We start from the raw sequence: 15,432 nt of genomic DNA on the forward strand, positions 1-15,432 counted from the left end.
TTTAAAGATTGCAAATACATACAGGTCTGTCTATTAGGATGGGACGCCCCTTGGATTTCAGAGAAAGGACTTAAGATGAGCAGAAAAGTCGTTGTTGTGACCGGCGCGAGCAGTGGTTTTGGGAAACTAACAGTATTGGAGCTCGCCAGGCGGGGTCATACGGTGGTTGCGACTATGCGAGACGTCGAAGGAAGAAATGCCAAGGTCCGGGGCGAGCTCATCGACGCGGCGAAGGCTGAAGGGCATGTATTGCACGTCCTTGAAATGGATGTCGCCGACGAGGCATCGGTCAATTCCGCGATCGAGCAGGTCATCAGGCAGCACGGAAAAATCGATGCCCTGATCAACAACGCGGGAACGATGGCCGTCGGGGTCACGGAAGCCTATACGGTCGCGGACGTCGAACGGCAATTTGCGGTCAATTTCTTTGGCGCCCTACGGGCCGACCGCGCCGTACTACCGCACATGCGTGCCGCCGGCAGCGGACTTCTCGTTCATGTGACATCCCTGATGGGGCGCGTGGTTTTTCCGTTCTTCGGCGTCTATTCTGCGAGCAAGTTCGCGCTCGAGGCGCTTGCCGAAGCCTATCGGTACGAACTGAAGGGCTTCGGAATCGACTCCGTCATCGTTGAGCCTGGGCCATTCCCGAGCAACCTTATCTCATCGAGCCCGGAGCCCTCCGATCAGACCGTGCTTGCATCCTACGGCGAGGTTGCGGCGATACCGGGTCAGATCAAGGCCCACGCCAACGACGGACACGACGAGGCCAATCCGCCACGGCCCCAACGTGTGGCCGATGCCATTGCGCAGTTGGTCGAGGCCACGCAACGGCGTCCATTGCGCACGGTCGTCATGCCTGAGGGCATGGATCTCGGTGTCCAGCGGTTGAACGAAGCCGTCAGCCCAATCCAGAACGACCTGCTCACGTCGCTCGGTATGTCGAGCATGATCTGACACTCTGCGGTTGGCGGGTGGTGCCACCTGCCGCCCCTGGAGGGGGCCACTCGGACCTGCATGTGAGATAAAGGGCGCAGTAGCTTCGCTGCCGCGCATGGTGTCTGAGCCACTGCTACCGCCGCAAGGCGCTAAGCCGCCTGACGGCGGGATAAATGGCCTGGAACGCCGGCCGAAAAGTCAGCGTCAGATTTGGGTGATCCGCTTCTTCCTCGACCGGGAGGGGCGCATGAGAGATCGCGCGCTGTTTGATCTCGCGATCGACAGTAAGCTCCGAAGCTGCGACCTTGTTAATATGTCCTGAGAAAGAGCGGGCGAGGCAGTCCCCCGCTCAGCGTCTTGTTATTCCGCTAGTTCCCGCATCACCTTGATGAGGTCGGACTTGCCTTCGAAGCCGATGCCGGGAAGGTCCGGCATCACGATGTGGCCGTTCTCGACCTTGACACCGTCCGGGAAGCCGCCGTACGGCTGGAATAGGTCCGGATAGCTCTCGTTGCCCCCTAGCCCCAGCCCGGCTGCAATGTTGAGCGACATCTGGTGCCCTCCGTGCGGGATGCAGCGCGACGGCGACCAGCCGAACTGGCGCAGGACGTCCAGAGTACGGAGGTATTCTACGAGCCCATAGGAAAGGGCGCAGTCGAACTGCAAATAGTCGCGATCGGGCCGCATTCCGCCGTAACGGAGCAGGTTGCGAGCATCCTGATGCGAAAAAAGGTTCTCGCCGGTCGCCATCGGCGCGTCGTAGAACTCCGAGATGGCAGCCTGCAGCGCATAGTCCAGAGGATCGCCGATCTCCTCGTACCAGAAGAGCGGATAGTCGCGGAGCATCTTCGTGTAGGCGATGCCCGTCTCCAGGTCGAAACGGCCGTTCGCGTCAACGGCGAGGCGCGCCTCGGAGCCAATCTCTTCGAGAACCGACTCAATCCGGCCCCGGTCTTCGTCGATCGAGGCGCCGCCGATCTTCATCTTGACGACATTGTACCCGCGGTCGAGGTATCCGCGCATTTCCTTGCGCAGCGCGCTGTTGTCCTTCCCAGGATAATAGTAGCCGCCTGCCGCATAGACGAAGACCTTCGGGTTAGCTTCACGACCCTTCATTTTGGCGAGGAGTCGAAAGAGTGGCTTGCCTTCGATCTTGGCGACAGCGTCCCAAACGGCCATGTCGATGGTGCCGACGGCCACCGAACGCTCGCCGTGACCGCCAGGTTTCTCGTTCTGCATCATCGTCGCCCAGATCTTGTGCGGATCGAGATTGGTGCCGGCGTCGTTCATCAGGCCATCCGGAGACGCTTCAAGAATCCGATCCTTGAAGCGCTCGCGGATGAGGCCGCCTTGGCCGTAACGCCCGTTCGAATTGAAACCGTAGCCGACAACGCGCCGGCCGTCCTTCACGACGTCCGTCACGACCGCGACGAGGCTGGCTGTCATCTTCGAGAAGTCGATATACGCGTTGCGGATAGGCGAAGCGATCGGCTTCGTAACTTCGCAGACGTCGATGATACGCATCATGTACTCCGTTAGATAGAAAACGTTGATATCAGTATTGAGCTTTGAGGGTCGTGGCAGTGATCCGTCGGGGGCCTCGCCGCGCTGCCCGCCAACCACCGCTTCGCACTCAGATGAGGAAGTCGGCCACGGCCTTTCCGGATGTCACGGTATTGGCAGTTCCGCCGAGATCCCGCGTCCGCAGCCGTGAATCGACGAGCGATCCTTCTATACCCGCCATGATAGCGTCAGCCGCTTCCTCCTCACCTAGATGCTCCAGCATCATGGCTGCGGACCATATTTGGCCGATGGGGTTGGCAACGCCTTTCCCGGCTATATCAGGTGCCGAACCATGTACTGGTTCGAACAGCGATGGGAACTCTCTCTCTGGATTAATGTTGCCGGAGGGTGCTATTCCGATCGTTCCAGTGCAGGCAGGCCCGAGGTCCGAGAGGATGTCACCGAACAGGTTGGAAGCGACGACCACGTCGAATCTGTCGGGATTGAGCACAAAATGCGCGCACAGGATGTCGATATGGTACTTGTCCCAGGTGATGCCAGGGTAAGATCTCGCCATCTCTTCGACGCGTTCGTCCCAATAGGGCATCGTGATCGAAATCCCATTCGACTTGGTCGCTGAGGTCAATCTTTTCCTTGGGCGCTTATCGGCCAACTCGAACGCGAACTTAAGGATCCTGTCGACGCCGATCCTGGTCATGACCGTCTCCTGGACGACGGTTTCACGGTAGGTGCCGGGGAATATCTTGCCGCCGATCGAAGAATATTCTCCCTCCGTGTTCTCCCTGACCACGTAGAAGTCGATGTCACCTGGACCACGACCCGCCAAAGGAGAGGCCACTCCCGGCATCAGCCGGCATGGCCTCAGACTCACGTACTGGTCGAACTCGCGACGGAACTGGATCAAAGAGCCCCACAGTGAGATATGATCGGGAACAGCTTCAGGCCAGCCCACTGCCCCAAAAAAGATGGCATCGTGGCCGCCGATCTGAGCCTTCCAGTCCTTGGGCATCATCTGCCCGTGCTTCAAATAGTAGTCGCATGAGGCGAAATCGAAGGAGTCGATCTGCAACTCGAATCCGAACTTCTTCGACGCGGCCTCCAAGATTCGTAGCCCTTCAGGTACGACCTCCTTGCCGATGCCGTCGCCGGCGATGGAGGCGATCCTGTAGATCCTGTTCGTTTTTTGGTTGGTCATGCCTGTCTCCAATCGATCAGTCTTCTTCTACGAAGTACGCCGACGAGGGTTCCGAGGAGGGTTCCGACAAAGCAAAAGAGAACATTGTACGGAGTCAGGGCTACGCTCAAACCGAGCGCCAAGTTGCTGATGAAGTCCATTTCGTCAAACTCCAATCCACGGCCCGAGGGCCGGACGGGAAGGCCGAGTAGACCGAAGCTCAACCCGGTCGCCAACAACAGGAGCGACGCCGCGAGGTTTTTTATATCCATTGGAACACCTGGTGTCGGCCCAGGAAATCCTGAGCCCACAGTCCGACCTCAGTCGGCGAACTGGCCGGCGGCCTTGATGATCGGATCCCACCGCTTGATTTCGCTGTCCAGCTTCGCGTGGAGGGCGTCGGGAGTTGCTTGTTCCTTGGTCGCCGGAATAGTCGCGATCTGGGCAAAGCGTTCTTTGAGCGTCGCGTCCTCCATGGCGGATCGCAAAGCTGACGAGAGCTTGTCTACGATCTCCTTGGTAGTGCCCTTCGGAGCATAGACGCCGTGCCAGACGCCAAGTTTGAACGTGGGCAAGCCCGCCTCCGTGGTGGTCCTCACATCCGGAAGCGTTTCGGCTCTCTCGTCGCTCGTGATCGCGTAAGCCTTGACCTGGTTCTGGGTGATCGGGCCAACTGTGTTCGTCGCCTGGTCGCAGGTCATGTCGATCTGTTTGCCGATTAGATCGGTCATGATGGGGCCGTTGCCCTTGTATGGGACCGTGGTCATCTGTGTGCCGATCGTTGACATGAAGAGCGTGCCGCACAGATGGGAGGCAGCCCCAAGTCCGGCATGAGCATAGGTGACGTTGGTACCCTTCTGCTTGATAAAGGCAAGAAGGTCTTCGAAGGACTCCGGGCCCAGGTCGGCACGAGAGATGACCGTCATGGGGGCATCGCTGACAAGACCAATGGGCTCGAAGGCTTCGAGCGGCTTGTAGGGGAGCTGGCGATAGAGAGCAGGCGCCGTCGCCATCCCAATATGGTGAACCAGGATGGTGTAGCCGTCCGGGTCTGCGTCGGCGACACGACGAGCACCGATGGTGCCGCCTGCGCCCGCCACGTTTTCGACCACGATCTGCTGGCCGAGCGACTTTGACATCGCGGCGGCGGTAAGCCGTGCGATCGTGTCGGTGGGGCCTCCTGCCGCATATGGCACTACCATGAAGATGTTTCGGTCCGGATAGTCGGCTCCGAAGACAGGGGTGACGGAAACCGCAAGCGCGGCTATAGTGAGAGCGAGCTTCATTTCTTTCCTCCTCTTTTTGCCGTTGACGTCAACAACGGCACTCCTTCGCGAACCTTTGCCGACTACCGGTTGACGGTCCAATGCCGATCCGGCTTCATTTGATGCCGACGAGGAGATGAGATGGATACCGCCTGGCTTGCCGATTTGCGTGCACTCGCCGAGACCCTTAACTTTTCAAGAGCTGCTGAGCTCCGAAACATCACACAGCCGGCCTTCGGAAGAAGGATCCGCGCGCTCGAAGACTGGAGCGGGACACCGTTGGTCGACCGCTCCACGCACCGCCTGAAGATCACTCCTGCCGGAGAGATCGTGCTTTCGGCAGCCGCCGATGTACTACAACGCATCGAAAGGGCGAGACACGAGCTTGAACAGACACGATCGGCCAGCGCGACGCTGACGTTCGCCGCGACCCACGCTTTATCGTTTACGTTCTTTCCAGGCTGGGTCCAGAGCCTGGGCTCTTTCACCACGACGGTGCCGATACGGCTCCTGTCCGACAATATGAACGAGTGCGAGAAGATGATGGCGGAAGGACGCGCTCAGTTTCTGCTCTGTCATCACCATCCAGACAGCGAGATCCGACTGCACGACACCGATTTCAAGCATGTCCAGTTGGCTAGCGATCTTCTAATACCCGTCGCGATGCGCTCCGACAGCGGGGAACCAACCTACAAGCTTCCTGGAACGCTTGAAGACCCCGTCCCGCATATCGCGTTCGACGAAAAGTCTGGCATGGGACGGATACTGGCAGCCACCATCCCAACTGGGGCGGGACACCTGAAGCTAGTTCGGGTATTCACCTCCCACCTCGCGATGGTCTTGAAGGCTCTGGCGATGGAGGGAAAGGGCGTCGCGTGGATTCCACAGAGTCTGGCGGCTGCAGAATTGGCTAGCGACGGCAAGCTCGCCATTGCGGGGGATGAAGAATGGACAGTTGCTGTCCATATCGTTCTCATCCGTCCCCGGACGAGGATGACGGAACTCGCGGAGCAGTTTTGGTCGACGGTGATGGCTGCACGGAAGTAACTTCAGGCGATTTGAGCTGTAAGGTCCTGAGAGGAACCAGACGAATATTCCCACGGAGCGCCAGCCCCGCGCTGGGCATGCTCAACTATGGTCAGGTGCGGCCCGAGGACTAAGCCGCTCGCGCGACACTGACGCCCGTGGTGAGGGTGCAGCAATGATCTGAACGCCGTGCATTTGTGCGCTTGCGGCTGGGGACGCTCGATACGCCCTTGCCGGCGCCGCCGACCGCGCATTATTTCGTGGCCTCGAAGGCCGAGTGGTACGAGATACACGACAACTTGCCACAGTTCGCGTAACGCTCGATGCATTACAGTGGCATAATGGGGGACAGTGGCATAATGGGGGTCGAATGCGGGATGCCGATCCGCAGGGGATGTGAGAGACCAGCACAGCGATGACCTTGCCCTACAGGTATGCAGCAAACCGTTGACGGGCAGCTGGTCCACATTTCGAGCCTAATCGGCTTCTTTCCGCGTTACGTGCCCTTCGTGCTGGGGCAATGCGTCGGTGATGGTGAACCAGGGCGCTTTCGAACCGACGAACATGTGGTCCGTCGGTGAAATTGACGGAGCATCGACCAGCGTCCCCATCGCGACGTGCACGAACCCTCCGTCAACGCGAGAAAACAGCAGCGAGCCGCATGTCTTGCAATGCTCATCGCTGAACTGGTCTTTTTCGAATGAGGAGATCTCGCTTTCACCCCGAACGATGGTCAGTTCGTTACCATGGATGCGGGCGAATGCCTTGAACGCCGACCCCGTTGTGCGACGACAAGCTGCGCAATGACAGTTTGCTGCAAAGATGAACGCGTCTGTGACCCGATAGCAGACTGCTTTGCACAGGCAGGTGCCCAGCAACGGGCGCTTACGGTTGGTCTCGCTCATCTAGGTTCTCCGCACGTCGTCATCGCTGCCGAGCTTCTGCCCTGCCCCAGACTTCGTCGATCGTTTCCGCCCAGCGCCGAAGCGCCCGCACAAGTGATGGATGTGATCGGCCTTCGCCGCGTCGCAATTCAACACGACTCAACGCCGGTAACTCCGCGCGGCCGCCACTAGAGCATTTCCGTTTTTCTCCGAATCACGGAAATGCTCTATCTCTTTGTTTTCACGCAATTCCGGACGCAAAACCGCTCCGCACTTTTGCTGGAATTGCTCTAGTGGTTATCGGTCCGAAACCTTGGCTGCAAAGGCAAGGACCGTCGCGTTGAATTCGTCCGGACGCTGTAACGGCGCGAAGTGACTAACGCCGGGCAAAATGAGCAATTCGGCGCCCGGAATAGCGTCAGCCAGGTAGTTGGCATGCTCTCGCTTGATAAACTCGTCATGCTCGCCGAGTGCAATGACCACAGGCACTTTGATGGCGCCAAGGTCCTCTTTGGTATAGTTTGGCTGGGTACGCATCATCAGTCCCACCGCGCCGACAAACTGGTCGAAGTCACCTGGCGTGGCGGAGAGCATGGCGTAGTCTTTCTTGTGGCGGCTGAAGCAGCGATCGAGAAGCGGACTCGGTTCGATCTGCTTTGTGCCACCAGGATCCATGTTGCAGGCAAAAAAGAAGACGCCTGCCACGCGTGCTGGTGCCTTGGAGGCAAGCACCAGAGCGACGCAGGCGCCGTCACTCCAGCCGACGAGGGTAGCCTTGTCGAGGGACAGGTGGTCCATCACAGCCACGACGTCGGAAGCCATGAATTCATAGGAATATGGTCTGTCATCGCGGGTGCTGCGGCCGTGCCCGCGACTGTCGATCGTCACCACGCGGTGGCCCGCCGCCGCCAATGCCGAAACCTGATTTCCCCAGTTGCCGCTGTGGCCGAGTCCGCCATGCAAGAGGATGATGGGAGGACCGCTGCCAAATGATGCATACCAGATCAGGGCTCCGTCATGCTCTACTCGATCCTCGCGATCGGGGGCAGGAAGGCCGGCTCCATGCTCAGCAAACTGGCTAAGATCGTCGTCATATAAACTCATATCGCGTCCCCGTGTTTTAAGAGCTATGCGCCCCCAGCGAATAGATGCTTCATCGTTGACTTATACCGATCGTACGGTATAAATATTCGTATGTCTAGACCAACCAAACACGCACCCGAGCGGGGTGATGCTCGAACCCGGCTCCTGGAAGCTGCAAGAGACATTATTCGCGCCAAAGGCTTCGCCGCGGCCAGCGTTGATGATCTTTGCAAGGCGGCTGCGGTAACTAAGGGGGCATTCTTCCACAGCTTCGGCAGCAAGGAAGCTCTGGGAGTTGCAGCTGCGGAATTTTGGGCGAGGACCACCTCGGACTTTTTCGCCGCTGCTCCCTATCATCATCCTCTCGGCGCGCTGGATCGGGTGCTTGCCTATGTCGCTTTTCGCAAAGCAATCATTACCGACGATGTAGCAGAGTCTAGCTGCCTAGTCGGAACGATGGTTCAAGAAACCTACATGACCTTCCCTCGCATCCGCGATGCGTGTGGAACCAGCATATTCGGTCATGCGTCAACGTTAGAGGCCGACATTGAACTGGCCCGCGGTGAACGCGGCATTATGGATGATTGGACTGCCGAAAGCCTGGCTCGATACACGCAGACGGTTATTCAAGGAGGATTTGTTCTTGCGAAAGCAGGAAATAATGCGGAGCTGGCGCGCGAAAGTCTCGCTCATTTGGAGCGCTATATCCGCCTTCTGTTTCGCGTTGCCGAGGACAAGACGTGAGCGAGATCAACTGACGTGAGCGAGCTCAACTGACGTGAGCGAGATCAACTCGAGCTTGACCTCACGGAGTTGGACGGCGCTCCGAAGATCGTGCGGGAACGATAAGCGAGGTTGTCTGCGCACGCGCTCTGCAGGAACCCAGAAGCGCGCCGCGTCAACCGGGGCTTGGAGCTAGGGCCACTGGCAACTGTCCCGGAAGACGCCGAGGTCCGCAGCGACCTTGAAGACATCGCGGCGCGGACCGCACAGGCGATCGATGCCTTCGCCGATCTGACATGGACTTATTGCCATGGCGACTGTCATGGCTTCAATGCGCGGATCAACGACGCCGGCGAAGCCGTGTTTTTCGACTTTGACGACGGCGGTCCGGGATACCTCGCTTACGACTTGTCGGTGTTTTTGTGGGCGCAAACATCCTTCGGCCGGAGGTCGACCGCCATGTGGGACGCCTTCGTCGATGGCTATCGAGCCGTCCGGCCGATCACGCCTGATGACTTCGAAGCCGCCCACCGCTTCGTGATCGTCCGCCACATCTGGCTGATGGGCGAATATGCCAGCCGGGCCCAGGAATGGGGAAGCGAGACTGTCGGCTGGATTGCAAGGCAGGCGAATTTCCTCAGGACGTGGGAGACCGAGCGATGTGTCGACCGGCTGTTTTGAATTCAGTTCTGCTCAGCCCGGAGGATCGGAGTAGCAGACCCGGAGGTGAGCGATCGCTTCGACCTTAGCCCACTCCTGGGGCAGGGTAAAGGAACGCCCGAGAAGGTCGATATAGGGGAACTTGTCAGGGATATCAGCGAAGGAAGCGTGGTGCGATTTTCGCGACTGAAGGCGATACCCACGACTCCGGTCAGGCCAAGCCATCGCCGCTTCCGGAAGGCGCCAACAGCGGTCATCGTGGCAGGTCTCAGTGGCTATAGTTATCTCTGTCGTTGCAACGGTCAGACGACGGCCAATTAATTATCGCGTCGCATTGTGCGTTCGATCGCGATCTTGAAATTTACGCTGTCGTTACTATGTTGTCCCCAACAGGACATCGTGTTTGTCGTCGCGTGCGAATGTCGTTGACATTTTTTAGTGTGCGTCGCATAAATGATAATGTCTAGTGTCACTTCATGCGTTATGATGTAGCCTATCTTTTTAGGTATCGTTTCGCCAAGTGTCTGTGTCGGTTCTCTGGAACAGCGGCCATCGGTCGTGATCTGGTTTTACCGCAGCTGTGAAGTGAAAGTCCACATAGACAATCGATTAAACGGGGAGCGTACTCGGTACACTCCCCGTTGCCGTTTATGGCAGATTGTCGTTCGGAAACATGTTCACGTGTTTCCTGCCACCTTTCACTGTCGTCACTTCGCCGTGACAATTCGAAAAATCACCGCCGATTGTGCCCGTCTCGTTGGATACATTGAAGTGTCGGACGTGATCGTATTTTTTTCCGAACCTAAGCCACGCGTTCAAGCTGCATGTATGTTCGTGAGGCGGCATCTTCGTTTCCGGTAACGAGTGCTCTTCTTTTCCGTAAGAAAAATATCGCTCGTTATCGTCGACATAATATTGATCATCTCGGTTACTCGTCGTTTTCGGCTTCTGCCGTTGCCTCATTTTCTTGAAATACGAGTCGACCTGATCCTCGAAGCCCTTCGGCTGAATTCCCGAGATGAAGATGTTGTTAAAGTCGGCCAACTCCTGAGATTTAAAATTCCTGATCGGAAGAATGCACATTTTGCGGAAAGTTTCGTTGTCGAACTTTCTCGCAAAATATGCGAACGCCTTTGTCAGCTTTGGTGTCACCATCCCAAAATAGTTCTGGATATTTTTTCCACCGAGCCCAGGATCATAGAACGAGATAAAAAAACCCGTGCCTAATATTTTTGACACGTAAGAAAGACTATCTTCGACAAGGAGCAGCACGCCGGTCCGTCCATCAATATCTTGAGATAAATAATCGATGAGAACCGAGACGGCATTTTTCTCAGGCTCGATAATGATCGAAGCGACGTTGCAACTGCTAAAGAGGTCTGGGAAATTATCCCTGACATCTTTTGGAATGATGTTCAGCTTTTTAACGCCGACATGGCGGTGGACGTCTTCGGACGTCGTGACGATCAGGAAGTGAAACGTCATTTATTTATCTTTTACAAGCTTAGCCAATACACTGGTCGGAATGATAATCTTGTCGAGGTCTGCCTCGTCGAGTGTAGAAATGGCATGCAGGAAATTAATAACCGCATATTTGGTGCTACGCGAGTGCGGGCGGCTTGTAGAAACTTCCCGGTCAGGAGTCGTCGTAGCAGCCGGTATCTCTCCATCGAACGAGTAGGTCTTGTCTGCGGGTATAATGCCAACGCGCGCTCTTCGAGACGAGTGCTGCACTACTTTGACCTTACCGTCCAAACCGGCCGCAAACTTCTTCAGAGTCAACGGTGCGATCAGGTCTTTATATGAGAAACCCTCTCTTTTTAGAAACGGCTCAACGTCCGAAAGCAGCCAAGGTTTCTCGTGCTCATCCCAAATTTCCTTAGTTTTCTTCTCTATAGTGTTGATGAGATTTTCTTTAGTATGCACGATTGTCATTGTGTAACGTCCTGAACGCGATCCCTGAATCACACCATCACTATGCAATTCCTGCAGTCAGTCAAGCTGACCGCACGCGGCGACCCTCAGGACTCTCAAGGTCTCTATCGAGCACATGCCATCATCAATCTGCGGTGGCATTCATTATCCGCTTTGGGCCGAAAGTGGACGACTACCGACTTCGGAAAGCGCCGATAGCTGCCCATCATTTGATGATGAGGTATCGTTTCGTTAAAGCTTGCGCCCACTCTTGCGCGACGGCCGAGGGTTGCGAAGAAGAGCGCCGAAAATCCAAAAAACGAAGGACCACACAAGCAAGTACACAAATCCCCATTCCGGATAAGAACCTTCCAGGAGAAAATTGGGATTGAGCCAAAGATTAAAATCCAAGGCCCACGGCGACACCGAGCCGAGGTAACCGATCACGGTTCCAGCCAAGCCGAGCAGCATCATGACCAAACCGAGCTGTCGCAATAAATCTCTCCTTTAAAAGCTGCCGTGCGGACGGTGGTTCGGGCGGCGACAAGTCTTATCTGCCGAGCGATCGGGTCTAGAAGTCAAATGGTCCCACTTGATGAAGAGGTGTCGTAATCCGACCATCAGACCTGCACCTTTGACCGCAGCCAGTCCTGCAGTTTTTCGACCGCTCCGGACTTCCGATATCGCGGCTTCACCAGATAGACGTGCGACCGCGTTTTGAGGGCGCCGTCGAAGACTTGCCTCAGCCTGCCCGCCTCGATCTCGGTCGAGACGAAAGCGCGGGTCGCCACGGCGATGCCCTGTCCGGCGATGGCAGCTTCGATCGCGTGCGATGTCTGCGAGAAGCTGATGCCCCGAAACAGCGTGGGATCGCCGCCGCCGAGGAAGCGATCGATATATTCGGGCCAGGAATTATGGGCATCGTGAAGCAGCGTATAGTGCGAGAGTTCTTCCGCGTTCTGAGGCTCGGCTCCCTCGGCGACGAGGCTCGGATTGCAGATGGCAATAATCTCCTGCTCGAACAGCAGTTCGGCGGCGAGGCCGGGACCGAAGGGAGGGCTGCCATAGCGGACGGCGAGATCGACGCCGTCTGCCTGGAAGCTGGAAATGCGGTCCGTCGCCAGGATGTGGAGATCGAGATCGGGATGTCTCGAGGTGAAATCAGGAAGACGCGGGATCAGCCATCTCGAGGCGAAGGTCGGTGTCGTGCTGACCACCAGTTTGACCGGCTGGGGTTTCAGGTTCGCCGTCGCGTTTGCGAGCAATTCGAAGGCACGCCGGACGTCCGCGACGTAGCTTCGCCCCTCGCCCGTCAGCACCAAAGACTTCGGCAGGCGCTCGAACAATGTCACCCCGAGTTCCGCCTCAAGCCCTCGCACGTGCTGGGCGACGGCTCCCTGGGTGACGCCGAGCTCTTCGGCCGCGAGCCGGAAGTTCAGATGACGCGCTGCCACGTCGAAGGCCTTGAGGCCGTTGAGGGATGGAAGATTGCCGATCAGCATGGACATTCGATAGTTTTTCTACTGGGACATTTCACGAAAACTGGTTCGCTCCCGCTTGAAGCCCATGGTATTCGAAGGATGGAAGCCCGGCAATGGGTGCAAATCGAGTAGAGAGAGCGACGATGACAGTAGAAAAGGTAGCGATCATTACGGCTGGCGGCAGCGGCATGGGTGCGGAAGCCGCCAAGCGGCTGGCGGCCGATGGCTTCAAGATCGCCATCCTGTCCTCGTCAGGCAAGGGCGAGGCGCTTGCCACCGAACTCGGCGGCATCGGCGTCACCGGCTCGAACCAGTCCAACGACGACCTCAAGCGCCTGGTCGACGCCACGATGGAGAAATGGGGCCGTGTCGACGTGCTCGTCAACAGCGCCGGCCACGGCCCGCGTGCGCCGATCACTGAGGTCACCGACGAACAGTGGCATACCGGCCTCGACGTCTATCTGATGAACGTCATCCGGTCGGTTCGGCTGGTCACGCCGATCATGCAGGCGCAGAAGTCGGGCGCAATCGTCAATATCTCCACTGCCTGGGTGTCCGAACCGTCGGCGATGTTCCCGACCTCGGCCGTCTTCCGCGCCGGGCTTGCCGCCTACACCAAGATTTACGCCGATACCTATGCGGGCGACGGCATCCGCATCAACAACGTGCTGCCAGGCTGGATCGACAGCCTGCCGGCGACGGACGAGCGCCGCGACAGCGTGCCGATGAAGCGCTACGGCACCAGCGCCGAAGTGGCCGCGACAATTTCCTTCCTGGTTTCCGAAGGGGCTGGCTATATCACCGGCCAGAGTCTCAGGATCGACGGCGGCCTTACCCGGTCCGTCTGACGGGATCGCTCTCAACGCCAAGGAGAACAGCGATGTGCTTCAACTGGAACGTCAAGGCCGGCGAGATGAAGAAGGCTGAGGCGGAGGCGGCACAGTGACCCTCGCCGAGGTCGATGCATCGGCCTGGGCCGAACTCGAAACTGCTGCCGCTGATCCGCAGTCAGCCTTCCGCTACCTGAACCTCTGTTCGGTCGACGCCGGCGGCCGGCCCCAAGCCCGCATGGTGGTGCTGCGGCGCGTGGATGTGGCGCGACGCGTCCTGGAAATCCATACGGATGTCAGAAGCCCGAAATGGCAGGAAATATCGGCCAATCCTTTGGTCACCATCCTCGGCTTTGGGCCGCAACCGAAAGTGCAGCTTCGCCTTCAGGGATCGGCCGAACTCAATGGACCGGCAAGCGAACGCGCGGCGGAGGCCTGGAGCTTGCTGCCGCGATCGACGCGCAGCACCTATATGGGCGGGCCGCCGGGCGACGACATCGGCGAACGGCCGGCAAGCGAGAGTACGGCCGCAGAGGCCGATGGACAGGCCTTCTTCGGGGTGCTGATCTTCCGGGCCGAGACGCTGGACTGGTTCCAGCTGCGCCACGCCGACAACCGACGCGCAGTCTTTGCCTACGACAATCTGGGCGCGCTGACCTCCTCCCGCTGGGTCAATCCCTGAACGCCAGACGATGTGGATGAACAGCTATCAGCCTTTGCGGTAGGTCGGTCGGGATTTCGAACGTCCGGAGGTTGCGCGACTGTTCCGGAACTGTAGGTTTTTCCCCAATCTGTTCAGAGGTCCGCAAATGGCGGGACGTTGTCGAGACACTTCGGCCGCTGTCGATCCGACGTGGCCATCAAGAACGCGGCCAAGACCCGACTGGAACCAACCATACTAATCCCTGCCAAGGTCGAGACGTTCGTATCGTGAAATCTCGCGATGAATCGCGGACAAGTCCGAGCTTCCGCATCACACTTTGGGAGCGGAGGTTGTCACCACCGGTGTATGAGACGATTTGGTCTAGCCTGATATCATGGATCGCGTGAGAGAGGGCTGCTCTGGCATTCTCGAAAGCGTAGCCATTTCCCCATGCCGCTCGTCGGAATCGCCAACCCACTTCGTAGTGGGAACCCAGCGGATGTTTTGGGTCCATCCGCGGCATCACCCCGCAATAGCCTAGGAAATTGCCATTCACGTCTTCCACAGCCCATCGCGCGACTCCATGTTCGGCTTGTGCGGCGAGGTAGCGGGCAAATTTGAGGTCGCTCTCGACATTGTCGATTGGGCCGCCGAGATCCGCCATCACTTCTGGATCGGCGTGCATCTCGGCAAATGGTGATCGGTGATGGTCGGCGAAATGGCGCAATTTCAGGCGCGTCGTCTCAATCACTTTGGGTTCCCGCTTGATCCGCCGCACCTACTTTAAACGCCATTGCGACCTTAGCAACGGCAGATCCCTGGCGCAAAGCCGTCGCAATGCGCCAGGAGCCGCGAAGGCAGACAAGCGCTTCGCCCAGCGATCGGAGCCATCACCCGGAGAACAGATTAGTGGCCATGTAGTCAACGAACACCCGAACCTTGGGGGAAAGATATCTGTTTGTCGGCCAGAGGACCCGAAACGTCCCGGTGTCCGCCAGATAATCATCCAGCGAAACCAGGTAGCCCTCAGCAACCTCGGAGGCCACGGCAAATGCCGGAAGACAGGTGATCCCGAAAGATCGCTCCGCGAGATAGATGAGCGGCTCCAGGGTGCTCGGCGGCGCCCCACCCTCCGTCATCCCAGGCCTCGAGCCACTGCTGCCCGGTTTAAATTTAGTGGACATGGTGCACGGTGTTGATTCTACTCATGTTCGAGCGTTTGGCGACGTTCCCGGACACGAAAGAGGAGCAACACCGTGCGGCACGACAATAGCGTCTTTCATGATCTG

15 protein-coding genes and 3 pseudogenes are annotated in these 15,432 nt (G+C 57.9%); 7 read left to right on the forward strand and 11 right to left on the reverse strand.

Translation table 11 applies throughout. The annotated features are described in order from the left end of the window. Positions 1-75: 75 nt before the first annotated feature. On the forward strand, positions 76-954 hold the full coding sequence (locus GFM02_RS33270; protein ID WP_168324057.1) for an SDR family oxidoreductase: 879 nt from the start codon (positions 76-78) through the stop codon (positions 952-954). Positions 955-1,105: 151 nt separating this feature from the next. After that, positions 1,106-1,252, forward strand: a pseudogene (locus tag GFM02_RS35655) (integrase); the annotation flags it as partial. A gap of 44 nt (positions 1,253-1,296) precedes the next feature. Here the strand turns inward: GFM02_RS35655 and GFM02_RS33275 are convergent. The 3 genes from GFM02_RS33275 to GFM02_RS33285 all read right to left on the reverse strand — a co-directional run bounded on the left by GFM02_RS33275 (position 1,297) and on the right by GFM02_RS33285 (position 4,920). Beyond that, positions 1,297-2,460, reverse strand: coding sequence for a mandelate racemase/muconate lactonizing enzyme family protein (locus GFM02_RS33275; RefSeq protein WP_168324058.1), 1,164 nt, complete (start codon positions 2,458-2,460; stop codon positions 1,297-1,299). Positions 2,461-2,569: 109 nt separating this feature from the next. Beyond that, positions 2,570-3,655: a tartrate dehydrogenase gene (locus tag GFM02_RS33280; protein WP_020048933.1), complete on the reverse strand. Its 1,086-nt coding sequence runs from the start codon at positions 3,653-3,655 to the stop codon at positions 2,570-2,572. A gap of 299 nt (positions 3,656-3,954) precedes the next feature. Then, complete coding sequence (locus tag GFM02_RS33285; RefSeq protein ID WP_168263195.1) at positions 3,955-4,920, reverse strand: tripartite tricarboxylate transporter substrate-binding protein; 966 nt, start codon at positions 4,918-4,920, stop codon at positions 3,955-3,957. A gap of 120 nt (positions 4,921-5,040) precedes the next feature. Between GFM02_RS33285 and GFM02_RS33290 the strand changes: the two genes are divergently transcribed. Beyond that, positions 5,041-5,946, forward strand: a complete 906-nt coding sequence (locus GFM02_RS33290; RefSeq protein WP_168324059.1) for a LysR family transcriptional regulator — start codon at positions 5,041-5,043, stop codon at positions 5,944-5,946. A gap of 455 nt (positions 5,947-6,401) precedes the next feature. Here the strand turns inward: GFM02_RS33290 and GFM02_RS33295 are convergent, their stop codons facing one another. After that, positions 6,402-6,830: a GFA family protein gene (locus GFM02_RS33295; protein ID WP_168324060.1), complete on the reverse strand. Its 429-nt coding sequence runs from the start codon at positions 6,828-6,830 to the stop codon at positions 6,402-6,404. Positions 6,831-7,106: 276 nt separating this feature from the next. Beyond that, positions 7,107-7,913, reverse strand: a complete 807-nt coding sequence (locus GFM02_RS33300) for an alpha/beta fold hydrolase (RefSeq protein ID WP_168324061.1) — start codon at positions 7,911-7,913, stop codon at positions 7,107-7,109. A 90-nt stretch (positions 7,914-8,003) separates the two neighbouring features. Here GFM02_RS33300 and GFM02_RS33305 point away from each other — a divergent pair, with 90 nt between their 5' ends. Together GFM02_RS33305 and GFM02_RS33310 are read left to right on the forward strand one after the other, a co-directional pair. After that, positions 8,004-8,636 (forward strand): TetR/AcrR family transcriptional regulator, encoded by a 633-nt coding sequence (locus tag GFM02_RS33305; RefSeq protein ID WP_020048927.1) that lies wholly within the window; start codon positions 8,004-8,006, stop codon positions 8,634-8,636. A 108-nt stretch (positions 8,637-8,744) separates the two neighbouring features. Next, a pseudogene (locus GFM02_RS33310) lies at positions 8,745-9,296 on the forward strand (phosphotransferase enzyme family protein); the annotation flags it as partial. 627 nt (positions 9,297-9,923) lie between these two features. Here GFM02_RS33310 and GFM02_RS33315 read toward each other — a convergent pair. From GFM02_RS33315 to GFM02_RS33330, 4 genes are all read right to left on the reverse strand, one after another. Next, positions 9,924-10,760, reverse strand: a complete 837-nt coding sequence (locus GFM02_RS33315) for a hypothetical protein (protein ID WP_168324062.1) — start codon at positions 10,758-10,760, stop codon at positions 9,924-9,926. Beyond that, entirely contained in the window at positions 10,761-11,210 is a 450-nt protein-coding gene (locus GFM02_RS33320; RefSeq protein ID WP_168324063.1) for a hypothetical protein, read from the reverse strand. A gap of 231 nt (positions 11,211-11,441) precedes the next feature. Beyond that, positions 11,442-11,684, reverse strand: coding sequence for a hypothetical protein (locus GFM02_RS33325; protein ID WP_168324064.1), 243 nt, complete (start codon positions 11,682-11,684; stop codon positions 11,442-11,444). 125 nt (positions 11,685-11,809) lie between these two features. Then, positions 11,810-12,697 carry a LysR substrate-binding domain-containing protein gene (locus GFM02_RS33330; protein ID WP_168324065.1) on the reverse strand — a complete coding sequence of 296 codons (888 nt, stop codon included), beginning with the start codon at positions 12,695-12,697 and terminating at the stop codon, positions 11,810-11,812. Positions 12,698-12,813: 116 nt separating this feature from the next. Here GFM02_RS33330 and GFM02_RS33335 point away from each other — a divergent pair, with 116 nt between their 5' ends. Together GFM02_RS33335 and GFM02_RS33340 are read left to right on the forward strand one after the other, a co-directional pair. After that, a complete protein-coding gene (locus GFM02_RS33335; protein WP_168324066.1) occupies positions 12,814-13,518 on the forward strand; it encodes an SDR family oxidoreductase in 705 nt (234 codons plus the stop codon). Positions 13,519-13,612: 94 nt separating this feature from the next. Continuing rightward, positions 13,613-14,182 (forward strand): pyridoxamine 5'-phosphate oxidase family protein, encoded by a 570-nt coding sequence (locus GFM02_RS33340; protein WP_168324067.1) that lies wholly within the window; start codon positions 13,613-13,615, stop codon positions 14,180-14,182. A gap of 178 nt (positions 14,183-14,360) precedes the next feature. Here GFM02_RS33340 and GFM02_RS33345 read toward each other — a convergent pair whose 3' ends face one another. Both GFM02_RS33345 and GFM02_RS35365 read right to left on the reverse strand, forming a co-directional pair. Then, the gene (locus GFM02_RS33345; RefSeq protein ID WP_168324068.1) at positions 14,361-14,894 is read right to left on the reverse strand and encodes a GNAT family N-acetyltransferase; all 534 of its coding nucleotides are present in this window, start codon (positions 14,892-14,894) and stop codon (positions 14,361-14,363) included. 139 nt (positions 14,895-15,033) lie between these two features. Further along, a pseudogene (locus GFM02_RS35365) lies at positions 15,034-15,258 on the reverse strand (LysR substrate-binding domain-containing protein); the annotation flags it as partial. Between the last annotated feature and the right edge of the window lie 174 nt (positions 15,259-15,432).

Source organism: Rhizobium leguminosarum bv. viciae (genome assembly GCF_012276115.1).
Classification (GTDB): Bacteria; Pseudomonadota; Alphaproteobacteria; order Rhizobiales; family Rhizobiaceae; genus Rhizobium; species Rhizobium leguminosarum_T.

Bases quoted from the DNA above. Each gene is read 5' to 3' on its own strand.
- GFM02_RS33270 (WP_168324057.1), top strand. From the start codon at position 76: ATGAGCAGAAAAGTCGTTGTTGTGACCGGCGCGAGCAGTGGTTTTGGG.
- GFM02_RS33275 (WP_168324058.1), bottom strand. From the start codon at position 2,460: ATGCGTATCATCGACGTCTGCGAAGTTACGAAGCCGATCGCTTCGCCT.
- GFM02_RS33280 (WP_020048933.1), bottom strand. From the start codon at position 3,655: ATGACCAACCAAAAAACGAACAGGATCTACAGGATCGCCTCCATCGCC.
- GFM02_RS33285 (WP_168263195.1), bottom strand. From the start codon at position 4,920: ATGAAGCTCGCTCTCACTATAGCCGCGCTTGCGGTTTCCGTCACCCCT.
- GFM02_RS33290 (WP_168324059.1), top strand. From the start codon at position 5,041: ATGGATACCGCCTGGCTTGCCGATTTGCGTGCACTCGCCGAGACCCTT.
- GFM02_RS33295 (WP_168324060.1), bottom strand. From the start codon at position 6,830: ATGAGCGAGACCAACCGTAAGCGCCCGTTGCTGGGCACCTGCCTGTGC.
- GFM02_RS33300 (WP_168324061.1), bottom strand. From the start codon at position 7,913: ATGAGTTTATATGACGACGATCTTAGCCAGTTTGCTGAGCATGGAGCC.
- GFM02_RS33305 (WP_020048927.1), top strand. From the start codon at position 8,004: ATGTCTAGACCAACCAAACACGCACCCGAGCGGGGTGATGCTCGAACC.
- GFM02_RS33315 (WP_168324062.1), bottom strand. From the start codon at position 10,760: ATGACGTTTCACTTCCTGATCGTCACGACGTCCGAAGACGTCCACCGC.
- GFM02_RS33320 (WP_168324063.1), bottom strand. From the start codon at position 11,210: ATGACAATCGTGCATACTAAAGAAAATCTCATCAACACTATAGAGAAG.
- GFM02_RS33330 (WP_168324065.1), bottom strand. From the start codon at position 12,697: ATGTCCATGCTGATCGGCAATCTTCCATCCCTCAACGGCCTCAAGGCC.
- GFM02_RS33335 (WP_168324066.1), top strand. From the start codon at position 12,814: ATGACAGTAGAAAAGGTAGCGATCATTACGGCTGGCGGCAGCGGCATG.